Here is a 14,926-nt window from a genome sequence, read left to right as displayed (position 1 = left end):
TATCTCGCGAGCCTAATGATTCCTTTCGGCTAACGTATCTCGCGAGTCTAATAGCGAGCGAGATACGTGCCCGTCTGGGACTCCTTCACGTTCATCAGGTCTTTGGGCGCGCCGGCGAATACGATGTGTCCGCCTTCGGAGCCGGCGCCGGGGCCCAGGTCAATGACGTGGTCTGAGTGCGCGATAACCGCTAGGTGGTGTTCCACGCAGACTACGGTATTGCCGGATTCCACCAGCGTGTCCAAAAGTCCCAGCAGCATGTCGACGTCGGCTAGGTGCAGGCCGGTGGTGGGCTCATCGAGGATCAAGATGTCTGCTGCTTGTTTTGCACCCAGGTGCACCGCCAGCTTGAGGCGCTGACGCTCGCCACCTGACAGCGTATTCAGCGACTGTCCCAGCGTGATGTACCCCAGGCCAACGGAGACCAAGGTGTCACAAATCTTTGCTGCAGCCGCAACCTTAGATTCTTTTTCTTTGAAATATGCCGCGGCTTGGTCTGCTGGCAGCTCAAGCACATCAGCGATATTCTTTCCGCCGAGTTCATAGCCCAGCACCTCATCATTGAAGCGACGGCCTTCACAGACCTCACACGGTACGTCAGCGCCACTCATCAGACCCAGGTCCACCCACACGACACCGGCACCATTACAGTGCGGGCACGCGCCATCAGAGTTGGCAGAGACCATACCTGGTTTCACGCCATGCGCCTTCGCAAAGGCTTTGCGGATAGAGTCCAGCGCGCCCGTGTAGGTTGCCGGATTCGAGCGCCGTGAACCGCGAATCGCGGTCTGATCCACAAAGAGAATTCTGCCCGAATCCACCAGGTCCTGCGGCAAGCACGACATCAATGACGACTTACCAGAGCCCGCCACACCCGTAATCGCGCTAAGTACGCCCAGTGGAATATCCACATCAACTTCGGCCAGATTATTCTTCTTCGCTCCACGAATTTCCACCACGCCCGTAGCGCTGCGCACGTCATCTTTGACAGGTAGGCGGTCACCCAGGTGCTTGCCTGTGACCGTGTCCGAGGTTTTAAGCTCCTCAAAAGTACCGGTGAACATTACTTCACCACCATGAGAACCCGCGCGCGGGCCCAAGTCAATCACGTGGTCCGCAATCGCAATGGTTTCTGGCTTATGCTCCACCACCAGCACCGTATTGCCCTTATCGCGTAGCTGCAGTAGCGTGCGGTTCATTCGCTCAATATCTGCTGGGTGCAGACCGGCGGTGGGTTCATCGAAGACATAGGTGGCATCGGTCAGCGCCGAGCCCAAGTGCCGCACCATGCGTGCGCGCTGCGCCTCACCTCCCGACAATGTACCCGAAGGCCGCGACAAGGTCAGATAGCCCAGCCCAATATCGACAGCCGTTTCCAGCGAAGAAGACAACACGTCCACCAGCGGCGCCACGCGCTTATCATCTATTCCGCGCAGCCACATCAGCACCTCGCCCAGCTCCACCGCGGAGACATCAGCAATCGACTTGCCATTGATCGTGGAGGTGCGCGCATGCTCCGCCAAACGCGTGCCTTCACAGGATGGACAAGCAATAAACGTCACCGCACGGTCCACGTATTCACGCAGGCTCTTTTGCAAAGAATCCGGGTCTTTAGCCAAAAGGCCGCTCTTAAGACGCGGAATCAGACCGTTATAGGTCATGTTGATACCGCTGGATTTCACCTTCTCATCCTCGGCGTAATACAGCTTGTGCTTTTGCTCCTCAGTAAAATCTTTGACCGGTTTATCGGCCGGATAGAAACCTGATTGAGCATAGGTCTTCCAGCTCCACGTATCCACCTTCAGGCCGGGAACCAGAATCGCGCCATCATTGAGCGAGAGGCTTTCATCCACTACCGCCGCCAGGTCAATGTCGGAGACACGTCCGGTGCCGTCACAGTGCGGGCACATACCGCCGGTGCGCTCAAACTTGGCAACTTCCTTCTTGCCATCATTCACGCTCATTGCGCCTTGCCCGCTCACCGATGGCACGTTAAAAGAAAACGCACCCGGCCCACCCACATGTGGTTCCGCCATACGGGAGAAAAGCACGCGCAACATGCCCGTGATATCCGTAACCGTGCCAAAAGTAGAGCGCGTATTCGCTACTAGTGGATCTTGGCCCACGATGATCGCCGCGGTCAGGCCTTCCAAATGTTCCACATCCGGACGTGCCAAGGACTGCATGAATCCTTGAACGAAACCTGGGTAAGTTTCGTTGATCAGCCGCTGTGATTCCGCCGCAACGGTGTCAAAAACCAAGGATGATTTACCCGATCCAGACACACCGGTAAACACGGTGAGCTTGCGCTTTGGAATGTCAATGCTGACATTCTTCAGATTATTATCATTTGCGCCAACAACGCGGATATATTCTTGTCCAATCACTTAAGCGATCTTAGCTTCGCTCACGCTGTGGCACAGATCGAAAAAGCGCGCGCCCCCGCTAGATGCGTAGGTCGCGCGCTTTAATCATTCGAACTAACGCACGGGTTAATTCGCGTGTGAATTAACCTAGTGCGCGTGGCCGTGGTGTCCACCAGCTGCTTCTTCAGCAGGGGCTGGCTTTTCCACAACGGATGCCTCGGTGGTCAAGACCATGCGGGCAACGGAGGTTGCGTTCACAACCGCCGAGTGGGTGACCTTAACTGGGTCGATGATGCCGTTATCAATCAGATTGCCGTATTCCAGGGTGGCAGCGTTGAAGCCCTCACCGTTAGGAAGTTCAGCAATGCGAGAAACCACAACAGCACCGTCCAGGCCAGCGTTGGATGCAATCCAGTACGCAGGACGGGTCAGGGCACGAGCAACCGAGAGGACGCCGATCTTGGCTTCGCTCTCGAATTCATTCGCGTAAGACTCCAGGCCCTTGGCAATCTGAACCAGTGCGGAGCCGCCGCCAGCGATAACGCCTTCCTCTACTGCCGCGCGGGCAGCATTGATGGCGTCTTCGACGCGCAGCTTGCGCTCATTGACCTCGGTCTCAGTTGCAGCGCCAACGCGGATAACCGCAACGCCGCCAGAGAGCTTAGCCAAGCGCTCCTCGAGCTTTTCCTTATCCCAGGTGGAATCGGTGCGCTCGATTTCGCGACGGATGAATCCGCGGCGCTCTTCAACTGCTTCACCGGTGCCAGCACCATCAACGATGACGGTGTCATCCTTGGTCACGGTCACACGGCGTGCACGTCCCAGAACCTCTAGGCCGGACTCATTCAAGTTCACGCCGACCTCTGGGTCCACAACGGTAGCGTTAGTGACCACTGCCAAGTCATCCATGAATGCGGAGCGACGCTCACCGAAGTAAGGCGACTTCACCGCAGCGACCTTCAGGGTCCTACGGATAGCGTTGACAACCAGTGCCTGCAGAGCTTCGCCCTCGATGTCTTCAGCGACGATCAGGGTTGGCTTATTGGACTCTGCAATCTTTTCCAAAATTGGCAGGAAGTCCGGCAGGGAGGAAATCTTATTGCGCACCAGCAGGATCTGCGCGTCATCCAAGATTGCCTGGGAGGATTCTTCCTCGGTGGCAAAGTATGGAGACAGGTATCCCTTGTCAAAGGAAATACCCTCAGTGATGTCCACGCTGGACTCAATTGACTGGGATTCCTCGACGGTGACAACGCCGTCCTTGCCCACCTTGTCCATGGCACCGGCAACGATGTCGCCGATCTCTGGGTCGCGGGAAGACACGGTCGCAATTTGCGCGATTTCGGTATTGGACTCCACCTGGGTCGCACGGGACTTCAGCTCTTCAATAACCTTTTCAGCTGCCGCCGCAATACCGCGGTTGAGCTCCACTGGGTTTGAACCAGCGGCAACATTGCGCAGACCTTCGAAAATCAGCGCCTGCGCCAGCAAGGTTGCAGTGGTAGTTCCGTCGCCAGCGATGTCGTTGGTCTTGACAGCCACAGACTTCACCAGCTGGGTGCCGAGGTTCTCAAAAGGATCTTCCACATCGATGTCACGCGCGATGGTGACACCGTCATTGGTCACGGTTGGGCCGCCGAAAGACTTCGACAGCACCACGTTGCGGCCGCGTGGGCCGAGCGTGACCTTCACAGCGTCGGCAAGCGTATCGACGCCGCGCTGGATGCCCTCGCGGGCTTCTTGATCAAATGCAATCAGCTTTGCCATGTTTGGCTAAACCGCCCTTACTTACTTTTCGATTACAGCGAGCAGGTCACGTGCAGACAGCAGCAAGAATTCTTCGCCGTCGTACTTCAGCTCGGTGCCGCCGTACTTGGAGAAGATGACAACGTCACCAACGTTGACGCCAACTGGAGTGACTTCGCCCTTGTCATTTGCGCGGCCTGGGCCGACTGCAACAACGGTTGCCTCTTGTGGCTTTTCCTTAGCAGAATCTGGGATGACCAGACCGGATGCGGTGGTGGTTTCAGCTTCTACGATTTGGACGAGTACCTTGTCCTCAAGCGGCTTAATGTTTGCCATGGTGTGATTCCTCCGTATGAAATCAAATTAGTTGCAGGTTTTGTGCCGGTTGCATCAATAGTCCAGCACAGCCGTCGTCGCGGGTGAACAACTGTGGGTCAAACAACCTTGATTAGCACTCTACCCTTGCAAGTGCCAGCTCTCAACCAACACTCGGTACGCCACGGGCGAACAACGTCAAAAGCGCTGCCCTCCCCTTTTAAGAAGGAAGCCAGCGCTTGAGGTTTAATGAATTTTAGTTTTCTTGTGCTGCGTCGCGTTCTTCCGCCTCTTGGCGGCCTGAGTTGAGCACAGCTGCACGCCACAGAATGTATTCTTCCTCATTGTCTTCGCGGTAATTCTTGACCGCGCGCACGGAGTTTTCTACACCGTCAATAATTTCATCAGTAACTTCGCCGCCCTCAGCGTCTACGAAGATGACCGAGCCGCAAATGGCGCGGTATGGGTCCTGCAAGAATGCCGAGTTACCGGTTCCTGCGTGGTTGCGCGCTAAGGAAGCCACTGGGTTTGGCTCGGCACCATCTGCCTTAGCTTCGGCGCTAAACAACGCTGCGTAGAGCGTGCCATCATCCTGGAAGGACACTGCTACGCGGTCTTCGGTTGCGCCGCCCAAAAACTGGTTGGCGTGCTCCAGCTCGAATTCGATCTTGCGGCGGGTCAGGTCAGGGTTGACAAGGAATCCGGTCATCATGGCAAATCCACGCTCCTTTAATACATGTATTCAAGCGGATTAAGGCAATATTCAGTATCAATCTATCTTGCTTTATAGATTGACGCTTGTTTGGTTAAGAAAACAGTTGGTGAATTTAAGCCAAGAGAAGTGGAATTTCAACATCGAGTGTAGTGTCGGTGCCCACTGCTAGCCCGGATTCACCGGCGCCCTCAAAAATGAGCTGCCCGGCAAGGGCCGCAATCATCACGCCATTATCGGTGCACAGTTCAAAGCGTGGGACACGCAGTTCAATGCCTGCATCGGCGCAGCGTTGCCCCGCTAATTCACGAAGCCGCGAGTTTGCTGCCACGCCGCCGCCAAGCAGCAGTACGCGGGCGCCGGTGTCCTCGCAGGCGCGAATCGCCTTCGCCGTCAGCACGTCACATACGGCTTCCTGAAAAGACGCGCAGACGTCTTCCACGGAAATCACGGTGCCTTCGCGCTCGGCTTTTTCCACGTACCGAGCCACCGCAGTTTTCAGACCCGAGAAGGAAAAGTCATGACGGTGTTCCCCGCGCAGGTCTTCGGCACGGTTCAATCCCCGCGGGAACGCGATATTCGCCTCGCCACGCTTGGCCAACTTATCAATGACCGGCCCACCTGGATATCCCAATCCTAAAAGGCGGGAGACTTTGTCATAGGCTTCACCAGCTGCATCATCGAGTGTGGAGCCCAGTTCTTTCATGGGTTTTCCTACCGCCTCGACTTCCAACAGCTGAGTGTGTCCGCCAGAGACCAACAGCGCCACCGAGTACGGCAACTCCTCGCCCTCCAAGTTCGCCACCGCAACGTGGCCGCCGAGGTGGTTAACGCCATAGAAAGGCACGCCCCAGGCTGAGGCATAAGCCTTGCCTGCCGATGCCCCCACCAATAACGCACCAGCCAACCCCGGCCCGATGGTCGCGGCAACCGCATCAGGTTTTTCAATACCTGCCTCTTCGAGAGCTGCCTGCATCACCTGTGGCATCGCTTCTAGGTGGGCGCGGGATGCGATTTCTGGAACAACACCTCCGAAACGCGCGTGCTCCTGCATGGAGGACGCCACTTTATTGGCGATGATCTCCATGTGCCCATCATCGGAAAGCTCGATGATGCCCACGCCGGTTTCATCGCAGGAAGTTTCAATACCTAAGACAATCATGGTTTCTCCGTTTGGATGTCACGTTTCATGGTGTGGGCATCAGCACCCGATGGCTGATAGTAGTTGCGGCGAATGCCTAAATGCTTGAAGCCATAGGCTTGATACATCTCGATGGCAGGGTCATTACCTACGCGCACTTCTAAGAAAATCGGCGCGTGTTTAAGATCAGCGATGTGGCAGATATTGTCCATCATCATCCGTCCGATTCCGCGGTGCTGCTGTTTCGGGTCGGTGCCGATAGTGAGGATCTCAAACTCCGGATAATCCAGCGTGCCGCGCATACCAATGCCCGCGTAGCCCACGAGCTGGCATTCATCTTCCACACCAAGATAAAAGTTATAGGGCTGTTGAAATTCCGATTCGAAGATGGCTTTCGACCACGGTGTTTCACCCGGAAAGAGGAGTTCTTCTAATTCCGCGCAGCGTTGCGCATCCGCCTGGGTCAACTCGCGCAGGTGCATGGGTTAAAGCTCCACTTCCGGAATCGCTGCTGAGCGCGGCTTAGCAGCTGGTTCTTTCGCGTCTGGTCGGCGCAGGTACAACGGCACCAGGGGCGCAGGCTGCGCATCCAGGTCAGCCGCTGCGACCAAACCAGCTGCGGTCGGGCGCTGGTGCAAAGTCTTAACGTCCCGCAAGTGCGCGGGCAGGCGCTCAATGAGATGTTCAGGAATGGAAATCAGATCCACCGGTGAATCCACCTGCAGCTCTTCTGGGCGCACCACGCCGGGTTCCTGCATGCGGGTCACCTGGCCAGCCTCAATGCGATAAGTGGCAAAGTAGATTTCTTTGCGCCGCGCATCAGTCGCCACCAGCAACGTTGCATCAGTCGTGTCTGCGGCAATCGCATGAGCCACGGCATAAGCCACCGCATCATGCGTGCAGACCCCATGTACTGGGATGCTCAGTGCTTGCCCCAGCGCCGAGGCAGTAGCCATGCCGACGCGGAGACCCGTGAACGGCCCTGGTCCCACTCCCACCGCGATGGCTTCGATGCCCTCGTAGCCATCGCGGTGCTGATTACCCGTGACCTTCTCAATCGCGGGCATCAGCTGCTCGCTGAGCAGGCGCGTGTCTTCGATGACATTTTCTTCCACTGCACCCGAGGCAGCATCAACGACCCCGGTCACTAGGTCCGGGGTAGCAGTATCAAGCGCGAGAATTCGCATTAGGCCACCAACAACCAAGCGCCAGCTGGGTCCTTCAAAAAGACCATCAAAGCGGCTGGGTTAATAGGCTGCATCTGAGAAAGCTGGCTGCAGAGGTCAATGTTTTCAACAAAGTGCTTTTCTACCACTGGCGTTCCTTGCATCGGCAGCACCAGCATGTAGTTGGTGGATGCTGGAATAGCACCATTTTCGAAGGTGAACTGCTTTGTATCCACGCCCATCTGAGCGATCTCGTCCTCGGTGATGCCTGGGCAAATCGGCATCACAGCAGCGGTATTTTCGCCCCAAATATCCATCGGTGCGAGAGAGGTGCCCTGCAGCTCCATCTCATCCATCTTTTCCAGGCTGGATTCCAGATCACCGGTGACGGTTGCCTCCGCACGGGTGGCATTCATCGCAATCAGCCCCATGAGCACGACTAGCCAGCCTGCTACGATAATGCCGATTATTGCTTTGGTCTTACTGGAAATCATGGGGCTCCTTGAAAAATAAACCGTTGGGGGTAAGTCACCGGTTAAGCGTACTCTTTTAGGCGTTTTCTACCCAACGCCACGAAATGATACGTGCATGTGAGTCGGGATTTACTTCCAACGCGGATTCGCGGTCCAGGGAAATCAACAGGTAGCGCTGCGCAATCTGTTCCACGAGTCCACCACCCCATTCGGCCACGACCACAGCATCTTCTAAATCAGTATCCAAATCCAGCGAATCTAACTCTCCGAGCGGATCACCAGAATTACCGTCACCGAGCAAACGGTAGGCGTCCACATGCACCAGCGATGGCCCGCCAATAGTCGAGCGATGCTCACGCGCAATCACAAAAGTCGGTGATGTGACACGTCCTTTAACCTGCATTCCACGCGCAATGCCCTGGGTCAGCGTGGTTTTGCCAGCACCGAGTGGGCCATCCAAAATCACCACATCACCTGCGGCTAATTCCTGGCCTAGTTTTTCGCCAAATGCTTGCGTCTGCTCAGCCGTTGCGAATTCTTCACATCCCTGTGATTCCAGTGTCATAGATCAATCCCACCTTCATAAGTTCTACGCGTGCGGCCAGTGGGACGACAGACGATTTCATAGTTGATGGTGCCAGCGGCATCGGCGAGCTGGGTAGCAGATTGACCACCTTCGCCGAAGATAATGACTTCATCATCCACGGCCACATCAAAGGGGTTCTCCCCCAAATCCACCACAATCTGGTCCATGGACACACGCCCCACCTGCGGATAGGTTTTCCCGCCGATGCTGACCTCCAGCGCGCCTTGCAGGCTACGCGGCAAGCCATCGGCATAGCCGACTGGCACCACGGCCAAGAAACCATCGGCGGGCGCGGTCCATGTCAGGCCATAGCACGAGGACTCGCCCTTTTTCACCGGCTTAATATTGATGATGTTGGCAGCCCACGTCATCGCTGGCTGCAAACCATGGTCCAGGCCCGCAATAGGCTCGAGACCATAACACGCCAACCCCACGCGTACCTGTTCAAAGCGCAAATCCGGTCGGGTCAGCGTGGCTGGCGAATTCGATAAATGATTCACCGGGCAAGCCAGCCCGTGCGCGCGGGCGTTCTCAATTGCCTCACGGAATTCTGCTGCCTGAATATCCGTGTGTGGATTATCCGGCTCATCCGCGCACGCTAAATGCGACATGAGGCCAGTGACTTCGATATGAGGGGAATCGGCAAGCAATGCGAAAACCTCATCCCACTGGGACTTATCCACCCCATTGCGGTGCATGCCGGTTTCAACCTTAATGGCCACCTTGGCTGGCACCTCCGCCTCAACTAGCGCCCGGGCATGCGCTAGCGATGGCACGCCAATCACGATATTGGAGCTGAGCACATCAGAAAGGTCCTGGGCTGGCTCCCACATCCATGCCACCAGCGGGGCTTCAATGCCCTTGCGTCGCAGCGCCACTGCCTCATCAACGGTGGCGCACCCCAGCACATCCGCACCGGACTTTAACATCACCGGTGCCACGCGCTCGACGCCGTGGCCATAAGCATCCGCCTTGACCACGCACATCAACGACACATCAGGGCCCACCAGGTCCTTCAATAGCCGGACGTTGTGGGCGATGGCGTCGAGGTTTATTCGAGTGGATAAAAGCGACATGGCCCTTATTCTAGAACGCCTATTCCACAGTTACGGATTTAGCCAGGTTACGCGGCTGATCCACGTCATAGCCCTTAGCTTCCGCCACCTTGCAAGCAAAGACCTGTAGCGGCACGGTTGCAAGCAAAGGCTGCATCAGGGTTGGGCTCTGTGGAATGCGAATAATGTGGTTGGCATAGGCCTCCACTGCCTCATCGCCTTCTTCTGCAATCACGATGGTGATAGCGCCACGAGCACGGACTTCCTGAATATTGGACACGACCTTGGCATGCAGCGAATCACGACCACGTGGGGATGGCACGATAACAAATACCGGCTGGCCTTCCTCCACGAGCGCAATCGGACCGTGCTTGAGCTCGCCCGCCGCGAAACCTTCCGCGTGCAGGTAAGCAATTTCCTTGAGCTTCAGTGCTCCCTCAAGCGCAACTGGGAATCCAACGTGGCGGCCCAAGAAGAGCACCGACGTGGCATCCTGCATGGACTTAGCCAACGCCGCGACATCATCCGCGCCGTCGATGATGGTCTGCACCTTATCTGGCATGGCGCGCAGCTCACCGAGGATGGCTTCAACTTCATCAGCGAACATGTTGCCGCGCAGCTGCGCCAGGTATAGGCCCAGGACATAGGTTGCGGTGATCTGTGCCAAGAAAGCCTTAGTGGATGCCACAGCAATTTCTGGACCCGCGTGGGTGTACAGCGCCGCATCAGATTCACGTGGGATGGACGCACCCTGCGTGTTACAGATTGCGATAACCTTCGCACCCTGCTGGCGTGCGTGACGCACCGCCATCAACGTGTCCATGGTTTCACCCGACTGCGACAGCGCAACCACCAGGGTCTTTTCATTCACGATAGGGTCGCGATAGCGGAACTCGTGCGCGAGTTCGACCTCGGTTGGGATACGACACCAGTGCTCGATGGCATAACGCGCCACGTGGCCAGCGTATGCGGCAGTACCACAAGCGATGACGATGATCTTATCGATGGACTTCAGCAGTGACTCATCAATGCGCAGCTCATCGATGGCCAAGTTGCCCTTCTCATCCACGCGGCCCATCAGGGTATCGCGGACAGCTGCTGGCTGGTCATGGATTTCCTTTTCCATGAAAGATGCGAAACCGCCCTTTTCGGCAGCGGCCGCATCCCATTCAATGTCGAAACGCTTACCTTCTTGTGGGTTGCCCTCATAGTCAGAAATGAAGATGTCATCAGCGGTGACGGTCACGATGTGATCGTTTTCCATCTCCACGGCCTTCTTGGTGTAGTCAATGAAGCCAGAAACATCCGACCCCAGGAAGTTCTCGCCCTCGCCCAAACCAATCACCAGCGGGGAGTCGCGGCGTGCCGCGACAATACGGTCTGGCTGGTCGGCGTGGATGGCCAGCAGGGTAAAGGCGCCATCGAAAAGCTGGCATGCCTTGCGCATTGCCTCTTCTAAGTCGCCGGTCTGCTCAAAAAGGTCACCCAGGACAGTCGCTGCGACCTCGGTGTCTGTCTCAGACACAAAATTATGGCCCTTTGCCAGCATTTCAGCCTTCAGCTCAGCGAAGTTCTCGATGATGCCGTTATGAACAACCGCAATCTTGCCGCCCGCAACCACGTGCGGGTGCGAGTTCACATCACTTGGGCCACCATGGGTTGCCCAACGGGTGTGGCCAATACCCAGCACTGACTGTGGCAGCGGGCTAGCTGAGATTTCAGCCTCCAGCGCTGCGACCTTGCCCGCCTTCTTACGCCAATGAACAGCGCCATCGGAGTACACAGCAAGGCCGGCTGAGTCATAACCACGGTATTCCAGACGGCGTAGGCCTTCTAGAACAACGTCTTCCGCAAAGTACTTACGGGCATCGGACGGGTGACCGGCATATCCTACGATTCCACACATGGGAGAAAACTTTACAACAGGTTTTTTGATTTTTTATTGCGAGAAATCCACGCAAATTTCCTATATTCCCGATACCAGCAAAAACTGTCTCAAGAAAACTCACACGTGGCAGTAAAATTCACCCCTACCGCAGCTATTCGCCGCAATTTCAACCAGCGCTGGGATGTTAATGACTCATGGAAGATTAAGTTGTTCTATCCTGGGTATTGTGTCTGCGAATCTGAAGAAACACCTGGCAACGTTGTCCAAGCGCGGCAAGCACCGTGTACTCGTCGGCGATCTCGATTATGCCGGCCTTCCCGGCAAGGTTTATACCCCAGCCGAAGGCAAGGGTCTTCCCGCTGTTGCGTTTGGGCACGACTGGCGCAAGAACGTCAAGGATTACCACGCCACGCTGCGCCACCTAGCCAGCTGGGGTTTCGTGGTGGTTGCGCCGGATACTGAGACCGGGTTTATTCCCAACCACCGCAACTTTGCGGCTGATATGGAATCCAGTCTGCAGATCGCTGCCGGCGTGAAGCTCGGCAGCGGCAATATTTCTGTCTCCCCGCACAAGCTGGGTCTCCTTGGCCACGGCATGGGCGGCGGAACCGCCGTGCTCGCCGCTGTTGATAATGACAAGGTGAAAGCTGTCGGCGCCTACTACCCTGCGCAGACCGCGCCATCTTCCGATGCCGCTGCGCGCAGCCTTGATATCCCCGGCCTGATTATCGGCTCCGGACGTTCCGATATTTTCAACGCCGGCAACCCAGCCAAGCTGGCGTATCACTGGGGCGGCGACGTCGCCTACCGCGAGGTCGACAAAGGCACCCAGCAAGGCTTTTCTGAAGATTTCTTCTACAAGCTCACCATCGGCTCTGGTGCTTTCCAGGCCTCCCAAGCTGAGATTGCGCGCGGCCTCATGGTCGGTTTCTTGCTCCACCAGCTCGAAGGCGACAAGACCTACTCTGATTTCTCCGAGCCAGATGCCTCTGCCAAGGGCGTGGAAAGCTTCTTCGGCGATGACCTCGCCGATAAGGCGGGCGAGCCAAAGCGCGGTGAACTCGTGCCCGCAAAGCAGCAGGCATAGAAACCTAATCGTGGCTTCTGCGAAGCACTGACTTAACCTTTCCCGGCGTCCTTCGTGGCGCCGGTTTTTGTTGCTCTAGGGGCTGCCTTCTCGGCTGTGAGGCAGGCTGCGGCGAAGTCTCCGTCTGATTACCAGGAGCATGATTGTCCCGTCCTACCCGAATATTCGGTGTGCGGTACTCCAATGGCCTATTTTGTGGCCACTGCTGCTCACCATATCCTGTTGCGCCATGACCGGTAGCGCCGTAACTGGTATCCCCGTGACCATTACCGCCGCGCTGCTGCGAGTGCCATGTGTTCTGCGAAGCTGGTGGATTCTTCGCTTGTGCCTCACGCTTAGCCTGCGCTGCGGCATTCTTCGCCGCCTGCTCCATCTCACGTTGTGCTTTCTCCAGCGTCTTTTCAAACTCAATGAGACGCTCCGCCGTCCGCTTACGGAATTGCTCTGCAAAATCTTCAAAATCCATTACCAGGACCCTGCCTTTCGTGCCGGTGAACTACTTCCCTGCCCTGCCTGAGAACCTGCGTCGGCACTCGCAGTCGCTGATGACTCCGCCGCCCGATCATCAATCACCGGTTCGCTCAGCACCGCCGTACTTCCATTGGAGCTGCCCACTGAGCTTGCTCCTGAGCTTCCAGTAGAGCTCGCCACTGCGCTACCCACTGTGGCCTCGAAAATCTTCTTCGGTGGTGGTGTTGGCTCCGGAACCTTCGACAAGTCCTCTGGAGGTTCCTTGGGTTCTGGCTCAGGTTTTGGTTCCGGCTCGGTTTCGGGCGTCGGTTCCGATTCAGGTTCTGGCTCGGGTTGAGGTTCCGGGACTTCGGCGAATACCTCCAATTGCTCTCCAATAAACATCATGAAGGCACCAAGTCCGACAATGGCAACGCCTACCCCCAATGCGCCTAGAATTCCTGTGCAATTAACTGCCGATTCTGCATCCTTGCACTCTTCAGTGACAACCACGTCGCATGGTTCTTCAACAGGCTCGTTGATGCACTCCTCCGCTGGTTCGGGTTTTGGCTGTGGCTCCGGTTTTGGTTCCGGTTGTGGCTCTGGATTTGGGTACTTGACAACTGGGTCCTTCGGTTGTGGTTTGCTTTCACCGGGATCAGTGTCGACTGGAAGTGTCGGCGTCGTTTCAATCGGCTTCTTCACCGGAGGATCAACTGGGTGTGAAGGATCGGAGGGATTACCTGGATCCTTAGGCTTGATCGGATTGCTGGGGTTACCAGGTTCGCCGGGTTCGCTGGGTTCCGGATCAATGACCGTTGGCGGCGGTTCGCAGGTACATTCACCAGCGGGTGGTTCTGGTTCTGGACAGCCTTCTACCTCAGGTGGTTCGCAAGGAAGCTCCCGATCGCAAACGCGGTCACAGCACTTCTCAAATTCTCGATAGCACTCTTCAATGCATTTATCACGCTCATCGCATTGGTCGACAATGTTTAGATTGGTCTTCTCAATGAGCGAAATGACCGTTGTCAAAAGTCCTCCTGCCAGCAATCCTGGCGGGGTAAACCGGAGCAGGCTTGTTGCCACGCTCACGAATTTCAATGTCGGGAGGATGATGCTGACTATGGCCTGATCGGAGGTTTTGCAAATATCATCAATGCTTTCTTGGCACCTGCGCGCTTGATCATTGAGATCATCACAGTGCTGGTTGTCTTCATCGTCATCGTCAAAAAGTCCATTAAAGAAGTTAACTACCCGGCCGCCAGCGAAGCCAGAGAGTACGGAACTAGCGAAATCAAATCCGAGCTGTACAAAGAACCCTCGCCCACCACGAAATCTTTTCTTACCGGTCGTATTCCCGTCGCTTGAGTCTTCATTAGAGCTGGTTGTTCCGGTTGAAGCTCGCGTCTGCTCAACTAGTTGAGAGGTTTCCAACCCTTCAATGGCACGAACCTGATGTTTGAGGGCGCTCACGGGGGTCGTAGGGCCGGCGAAGAGCCCGCCTGAGAGAGCCTTGAACTCGTTCAGGGCTCCTTCATATTCGGTGAGGCTATCAAGCGCTGAGGTATTCACTTGGCTTCCCCGATTCGAAACGCGCGTAGGACACCCGCATTATCTTCATCGAGTGCACGGACCTTATCCATCTCGGCGAGAGCTGCAGTCGCGGTGTTGCGCATATTGTTCAAACGCCAATGACGCTGGGCATTGATGCGCGCCAACCTGGATTGGATGCGTTGAGCGTGGTGGGTAAAGTCGCGTCCCGCAGCATGATGCGCAAATTGCGGATTTGCGGTGCTCAAGTCCGCTTGGCGGGCGTCCACACCTTCGATGAATTCATTGAGTTTCGAAATGGCCTCGGAAACATTCACATGTAAATCAGACATGCAAAAAGCCCTCCCCCTGTAAGTTAGTCCATCATCTTCTTACGCAATGTGCGATACA

At 56.2% G+C, this 14,926-nt stretch carries 15 protein-coding genes; 1 reads left to right on the top strand and 14 read right to left on the bottom strand.

The features are described 5' to 3' along the window. Positions 1–47: 47 nt before the first annotated feature. The 11 genes from ACG98I_RS03425 to glmS form a co-directional block, all read right to left on the bottom strand. Positions 48–2,384 (bottom strand): ATP-binding cassette domain-containing protein, encoded by a 2,337-nt coding sequence (locus ACG98I_RS03425; RefSeq protein ID WP_394718824.1) that lies wholly within the window; start codon positions 2,382–2,384, stop codon positions 48–50. A gap of 129 nt (positions 2,385–2,513) precedes the next feature. Then, on the bottom strand, positions 2,514–4,133 hold the full coding sequence (gene groL, locus ACG98I_RS03420) for a chaperonin GroEL (RefSeq protein WP_394718406.1): 1,620 nt from the start codon (positions 4,131–4,133) through the stop codon (positions 2,514–2,516). A 21-nt stretch (positions 4,134–4,154) separates the two neighbouring features. After that, positions 4,155–4,448 (bottom strand): co-chaperone GroES, encoded by a 294-nt coding sequence (gene groES / locus ACG98I_RS03415; RefSeq protein WP_006823283.1) that lies wholly within the window; start codon positions 4,446–4,448, stop codon positions 4,155–4,157. A 235-nt stretch (positions 4,449–4,683) separates the two neighbouring features. Beyond that, entirely contained in the window at positions 4,684–5,139 is a 456-nt protein-coding gene (locus ACG98I_RS03410) for a hypothetical protein (RefSeq protein WP_394718404.1), read from the bottom strand. A gap of 115 nt (positions 5,140–5,254) precedes the next feature. Continuing rightward, positions 5,255–6,301, bottom strand: a complete 1,047-nt coding sequence (gene tsaD / locus ACG98I_RS03405) for a tRNA (adenosine(37)-N6)-threonylcarbamoyltransferase complex transferase subunit TsaD (protein WP_394718403.1) — start codon at positions 6,299–6,301, stop codon at positions 5,255–5,257. After that, positions 6,298–6,762, bottom strand: coding sequence for a ribosomal protein S18-alanine N-acetyltransferase (gene rimI, locus ACG98I_RS03400; RefSeq protein ID WP_394718401.1), 465 nt, complete (start codon positions 6,760–6,762; stop codon positions 6,298–6,300). Before rimI ends, tsaD begins: the two co-directional genes overlap by 4 nt. Positions 6,763–6,765: 3 nt before the next feature. Then, complete coding sequence (tsaB, locus tag ACG98I_RS03395; protein ID WP_394718400.1) at positions 6,766–7,467, bottom strand: tRNA (adenosine(37)-N6)-threonylcarbamoyltransferase complex dimerization subunit type 1 TsaB; 702 nt, start codon at positions 7,465–7,467, stop codon at positions 6,766–6,768. Then, the gene (locus ACG98I_RS03390; RefSeq protein WP_394718398.1) at positions 7,467–7,940 is read right to left on the bottom strand and encodes a hypothetical protein; all 474 of its coding nucleotides are present in this window, start codon (positions 7,938–7,940) and stop codon (positions 7,467–7,469) included. The genes tsaB and ACG98I_RS03390 overlap by 1 nt, the downstream gene beginning before the upstream one ends. 55 nt (positions 7,941–7,995) lie before the next feature. Next, positions 7,996–8,484 (bottom strand): tRNA (adenosine(37)-N6)-threonylcarbamoyltransferase complex ATPase subunit type 1 TsaE, encoded by a 489-nt coding sequence (tsaE, locus tag ACG98I_RS03385; RefSeq protein ID WP_394718396.1) that lies wholly within the window; start codon positions 8,482–8,484, stop codon positions 7,996–7,998. Continuing rightward, positions 8,481–9,581 carry an alanine racemase gene (gene alr / locus ACG98I_RS03380; protein WP_394718394.1) on the bottom strand — a complete coding sequence of 367 codons (1,101 nt, stop codon included), beginning with the start codon at positions 9,579–9,581 and terminating at the stop codon, positions 8,481–8,483. The genes tsaE and alr overlap by 4 nt, the downstream gene beginning before the upstream one ends. A 19-nt stretch (positions 9,582–9,600) precedes the next feature. Beyond that, positions 9,601–11,466 carry a glutamine--fructose-6-phosphate transaminase (isomerizing) gene (gene glmS, locus ACG98I_RS03375; RefSeq protein WP_394718392.1) on the bottom strand — a complete coding sequence of 622 codons (1,866 nt, stop codon included), beginning with the start codon at positions 11,464–11,466 and terminating at the stop codon, positions 9,601–9,603. Between the two features lie 208 nt (positions 11,467–11,674). On the opposite strand from glmS, the gene ACG98I_RS03370 reads away from it, so the two are divergent. Continuing rightward, entirely contained in the window at positions 11,675–12,535 is an 861-nt protein-coding gene (locus ACG98I_RS03370; protein WP_394718390.1) for a dienelactone hydrolase family protein, read from the top strand. A 4-nt stretch (positions 12,536–12,539) separates the two neighbouring features. Here ACG98I_RS03370 and ACG98I_RS03365 read toward each other — a convergent pair whose 3' ends face one another. The 3 genes from ACG98I_RS03365 to ACG98I_RS03355 are packed head-to-tail and all read right to left on the bottom strand — an operon-like array spanning position 12,540 to position 14,868. Beyond that, complete coding sequence (locus ACG98I_RS03365; protein ID WP_394718388.1) at positions 12,540–13,001, bottom strand: translation initiation factor IF-2; 462 nt, start codon at positions 12,999–13,001, stop codon at positions 12,540–12,542. Beyond that, a complete protein-coding gene (locus ACG98I_RS03360; RefSeq protein ID WP_394718386.1) occupies positions 13,001–14,557 on the bottom strand; it encodes a hypothetical protein in 1,557 nt (518 codons plus the stop codon). The genes ACG98I_RS03365 and ACG98I_RS03360 overlap by 1 nt, the downstream gene beginning before the upstream one ends. After that, complete coding sequence (locus tag ACG98I_RS03355; RefSeq protein ID WP_394718384.1) at positions 14,554–14,868, bottom strand: hypothetical protein; 315 nt, start codon at positions 14,866–14,868, stop codon at positions 14,554–14,556. The genes ACG98I_RS03360 and ACG98I_RS03355 overlap by 4 nt, the downstream gene beginning before the upstream one ends. Positions 14,869–14,926 lie beyond the last annotated feature (58 nt).

This window comes from Corynebacterium sp. L4757 (genome assembly GCF_043673995.1).
In the GTDB taxonomy this organism is placed as follows: Bacteria; Actinomycetota; Actinomycetes; order Mycobacteriales; family Mycobacteriaceae; genus Corynebacterium.
The sequence above is the reverse complement of the archived record's forward strand: the minus strand, read 5'-3'. Positions and strand labels throughout refer to the sequence as shown.

What these genes read in the sequence shown, in the direction of transcription:
- alr (WP_394718394.1), bottom strand. Translation starts at nt 9,581, where the DNA reads ATGTCGCTTTTATCCACTCGAATAAACCTCGACGCCATCGCCCACAAC.
- glmS (WP_394718392.1), bottom strand. Translation starts at nt 11,466, where the DNA reads ATGTGTGGAATCGTAGGATATGCCGGTCACCCGTCCGATGCCCGTAAG.
- groES (WP_006823283.1), bottom strand. Translation starts at nt 4,448, where the DNA reads ATGGCAAACATTAAGCCGCTTGAGGACAAGGTACTCGTCCAAATCGTA.
- tsaD (WP_394718403.1), bottom strand. Translation starts at nt 6,301, where the DNA reads ATGATTGTCTTAGGTATTGAAACTTCCTGCGATGAAACCGGCGTGGGC.
- ACG98I_RS03365 (WP_394718388.1), bottom strand. Translation starts at nt 13,001, where the DNA reads ATGGATTTTGAAGATTTTGCAGAGCAATTCCGTAAGCGGACGGCGGAG.
- tsaE (WP_394718396.1), bottom strand. Translation starts at nt 8,484, where the DNA reads ATGACACTGGAATCACAGGGATGTGAAGAATTCGCAACGGCTGAGCAG.
- ACG98I_RS03390 (WP_394718398.1), bottom strand. Translation starts at nt 7,940, where the DNA reads ATGATTTCCAGTAAGACCAAAGCAATAATCGGCATTATCGTAGCAGGC.
- groL (WP_394718406.1), bottom strand. Translation starts at nt 4,133, where the DNA reads ATGGCAAAGCTGATTGCATTTGATCAAGAAGCCCGCGAGGGCATCCAG.
- tsaB (WP_394718400.1), bottom strand. Translation starts at nt 7,467, where the DNA reads ATGCGAATTCTCGCGCTTGATACTGCTACCCCGGACCTAGTGACCGGG.
- ACG98I_RS03410 (WP_394718404.1), bottom strand. Translation starts at nt 5,139, where the DNA reads ATGATGACCGGATTCCTTGTCAACCCTGACCTGACCCGCCGCAAGATC.
- rimI (WP_394718401.1), bottom strand. Translation starts at nt 6,762, where the DNA reads ATGCACCTGCGCGAGTTGACCCAGGCGGATGCGCAACGCTGCGCGGAA.
- ACG98I_RS03355 (WP_394718384.1), bottom strand. Translation starts at nt 14,868, where the DNA reads ATGTCTGATTTACATGTGAATGTTTCCGAGGCCATTTCGAAACTCAAT.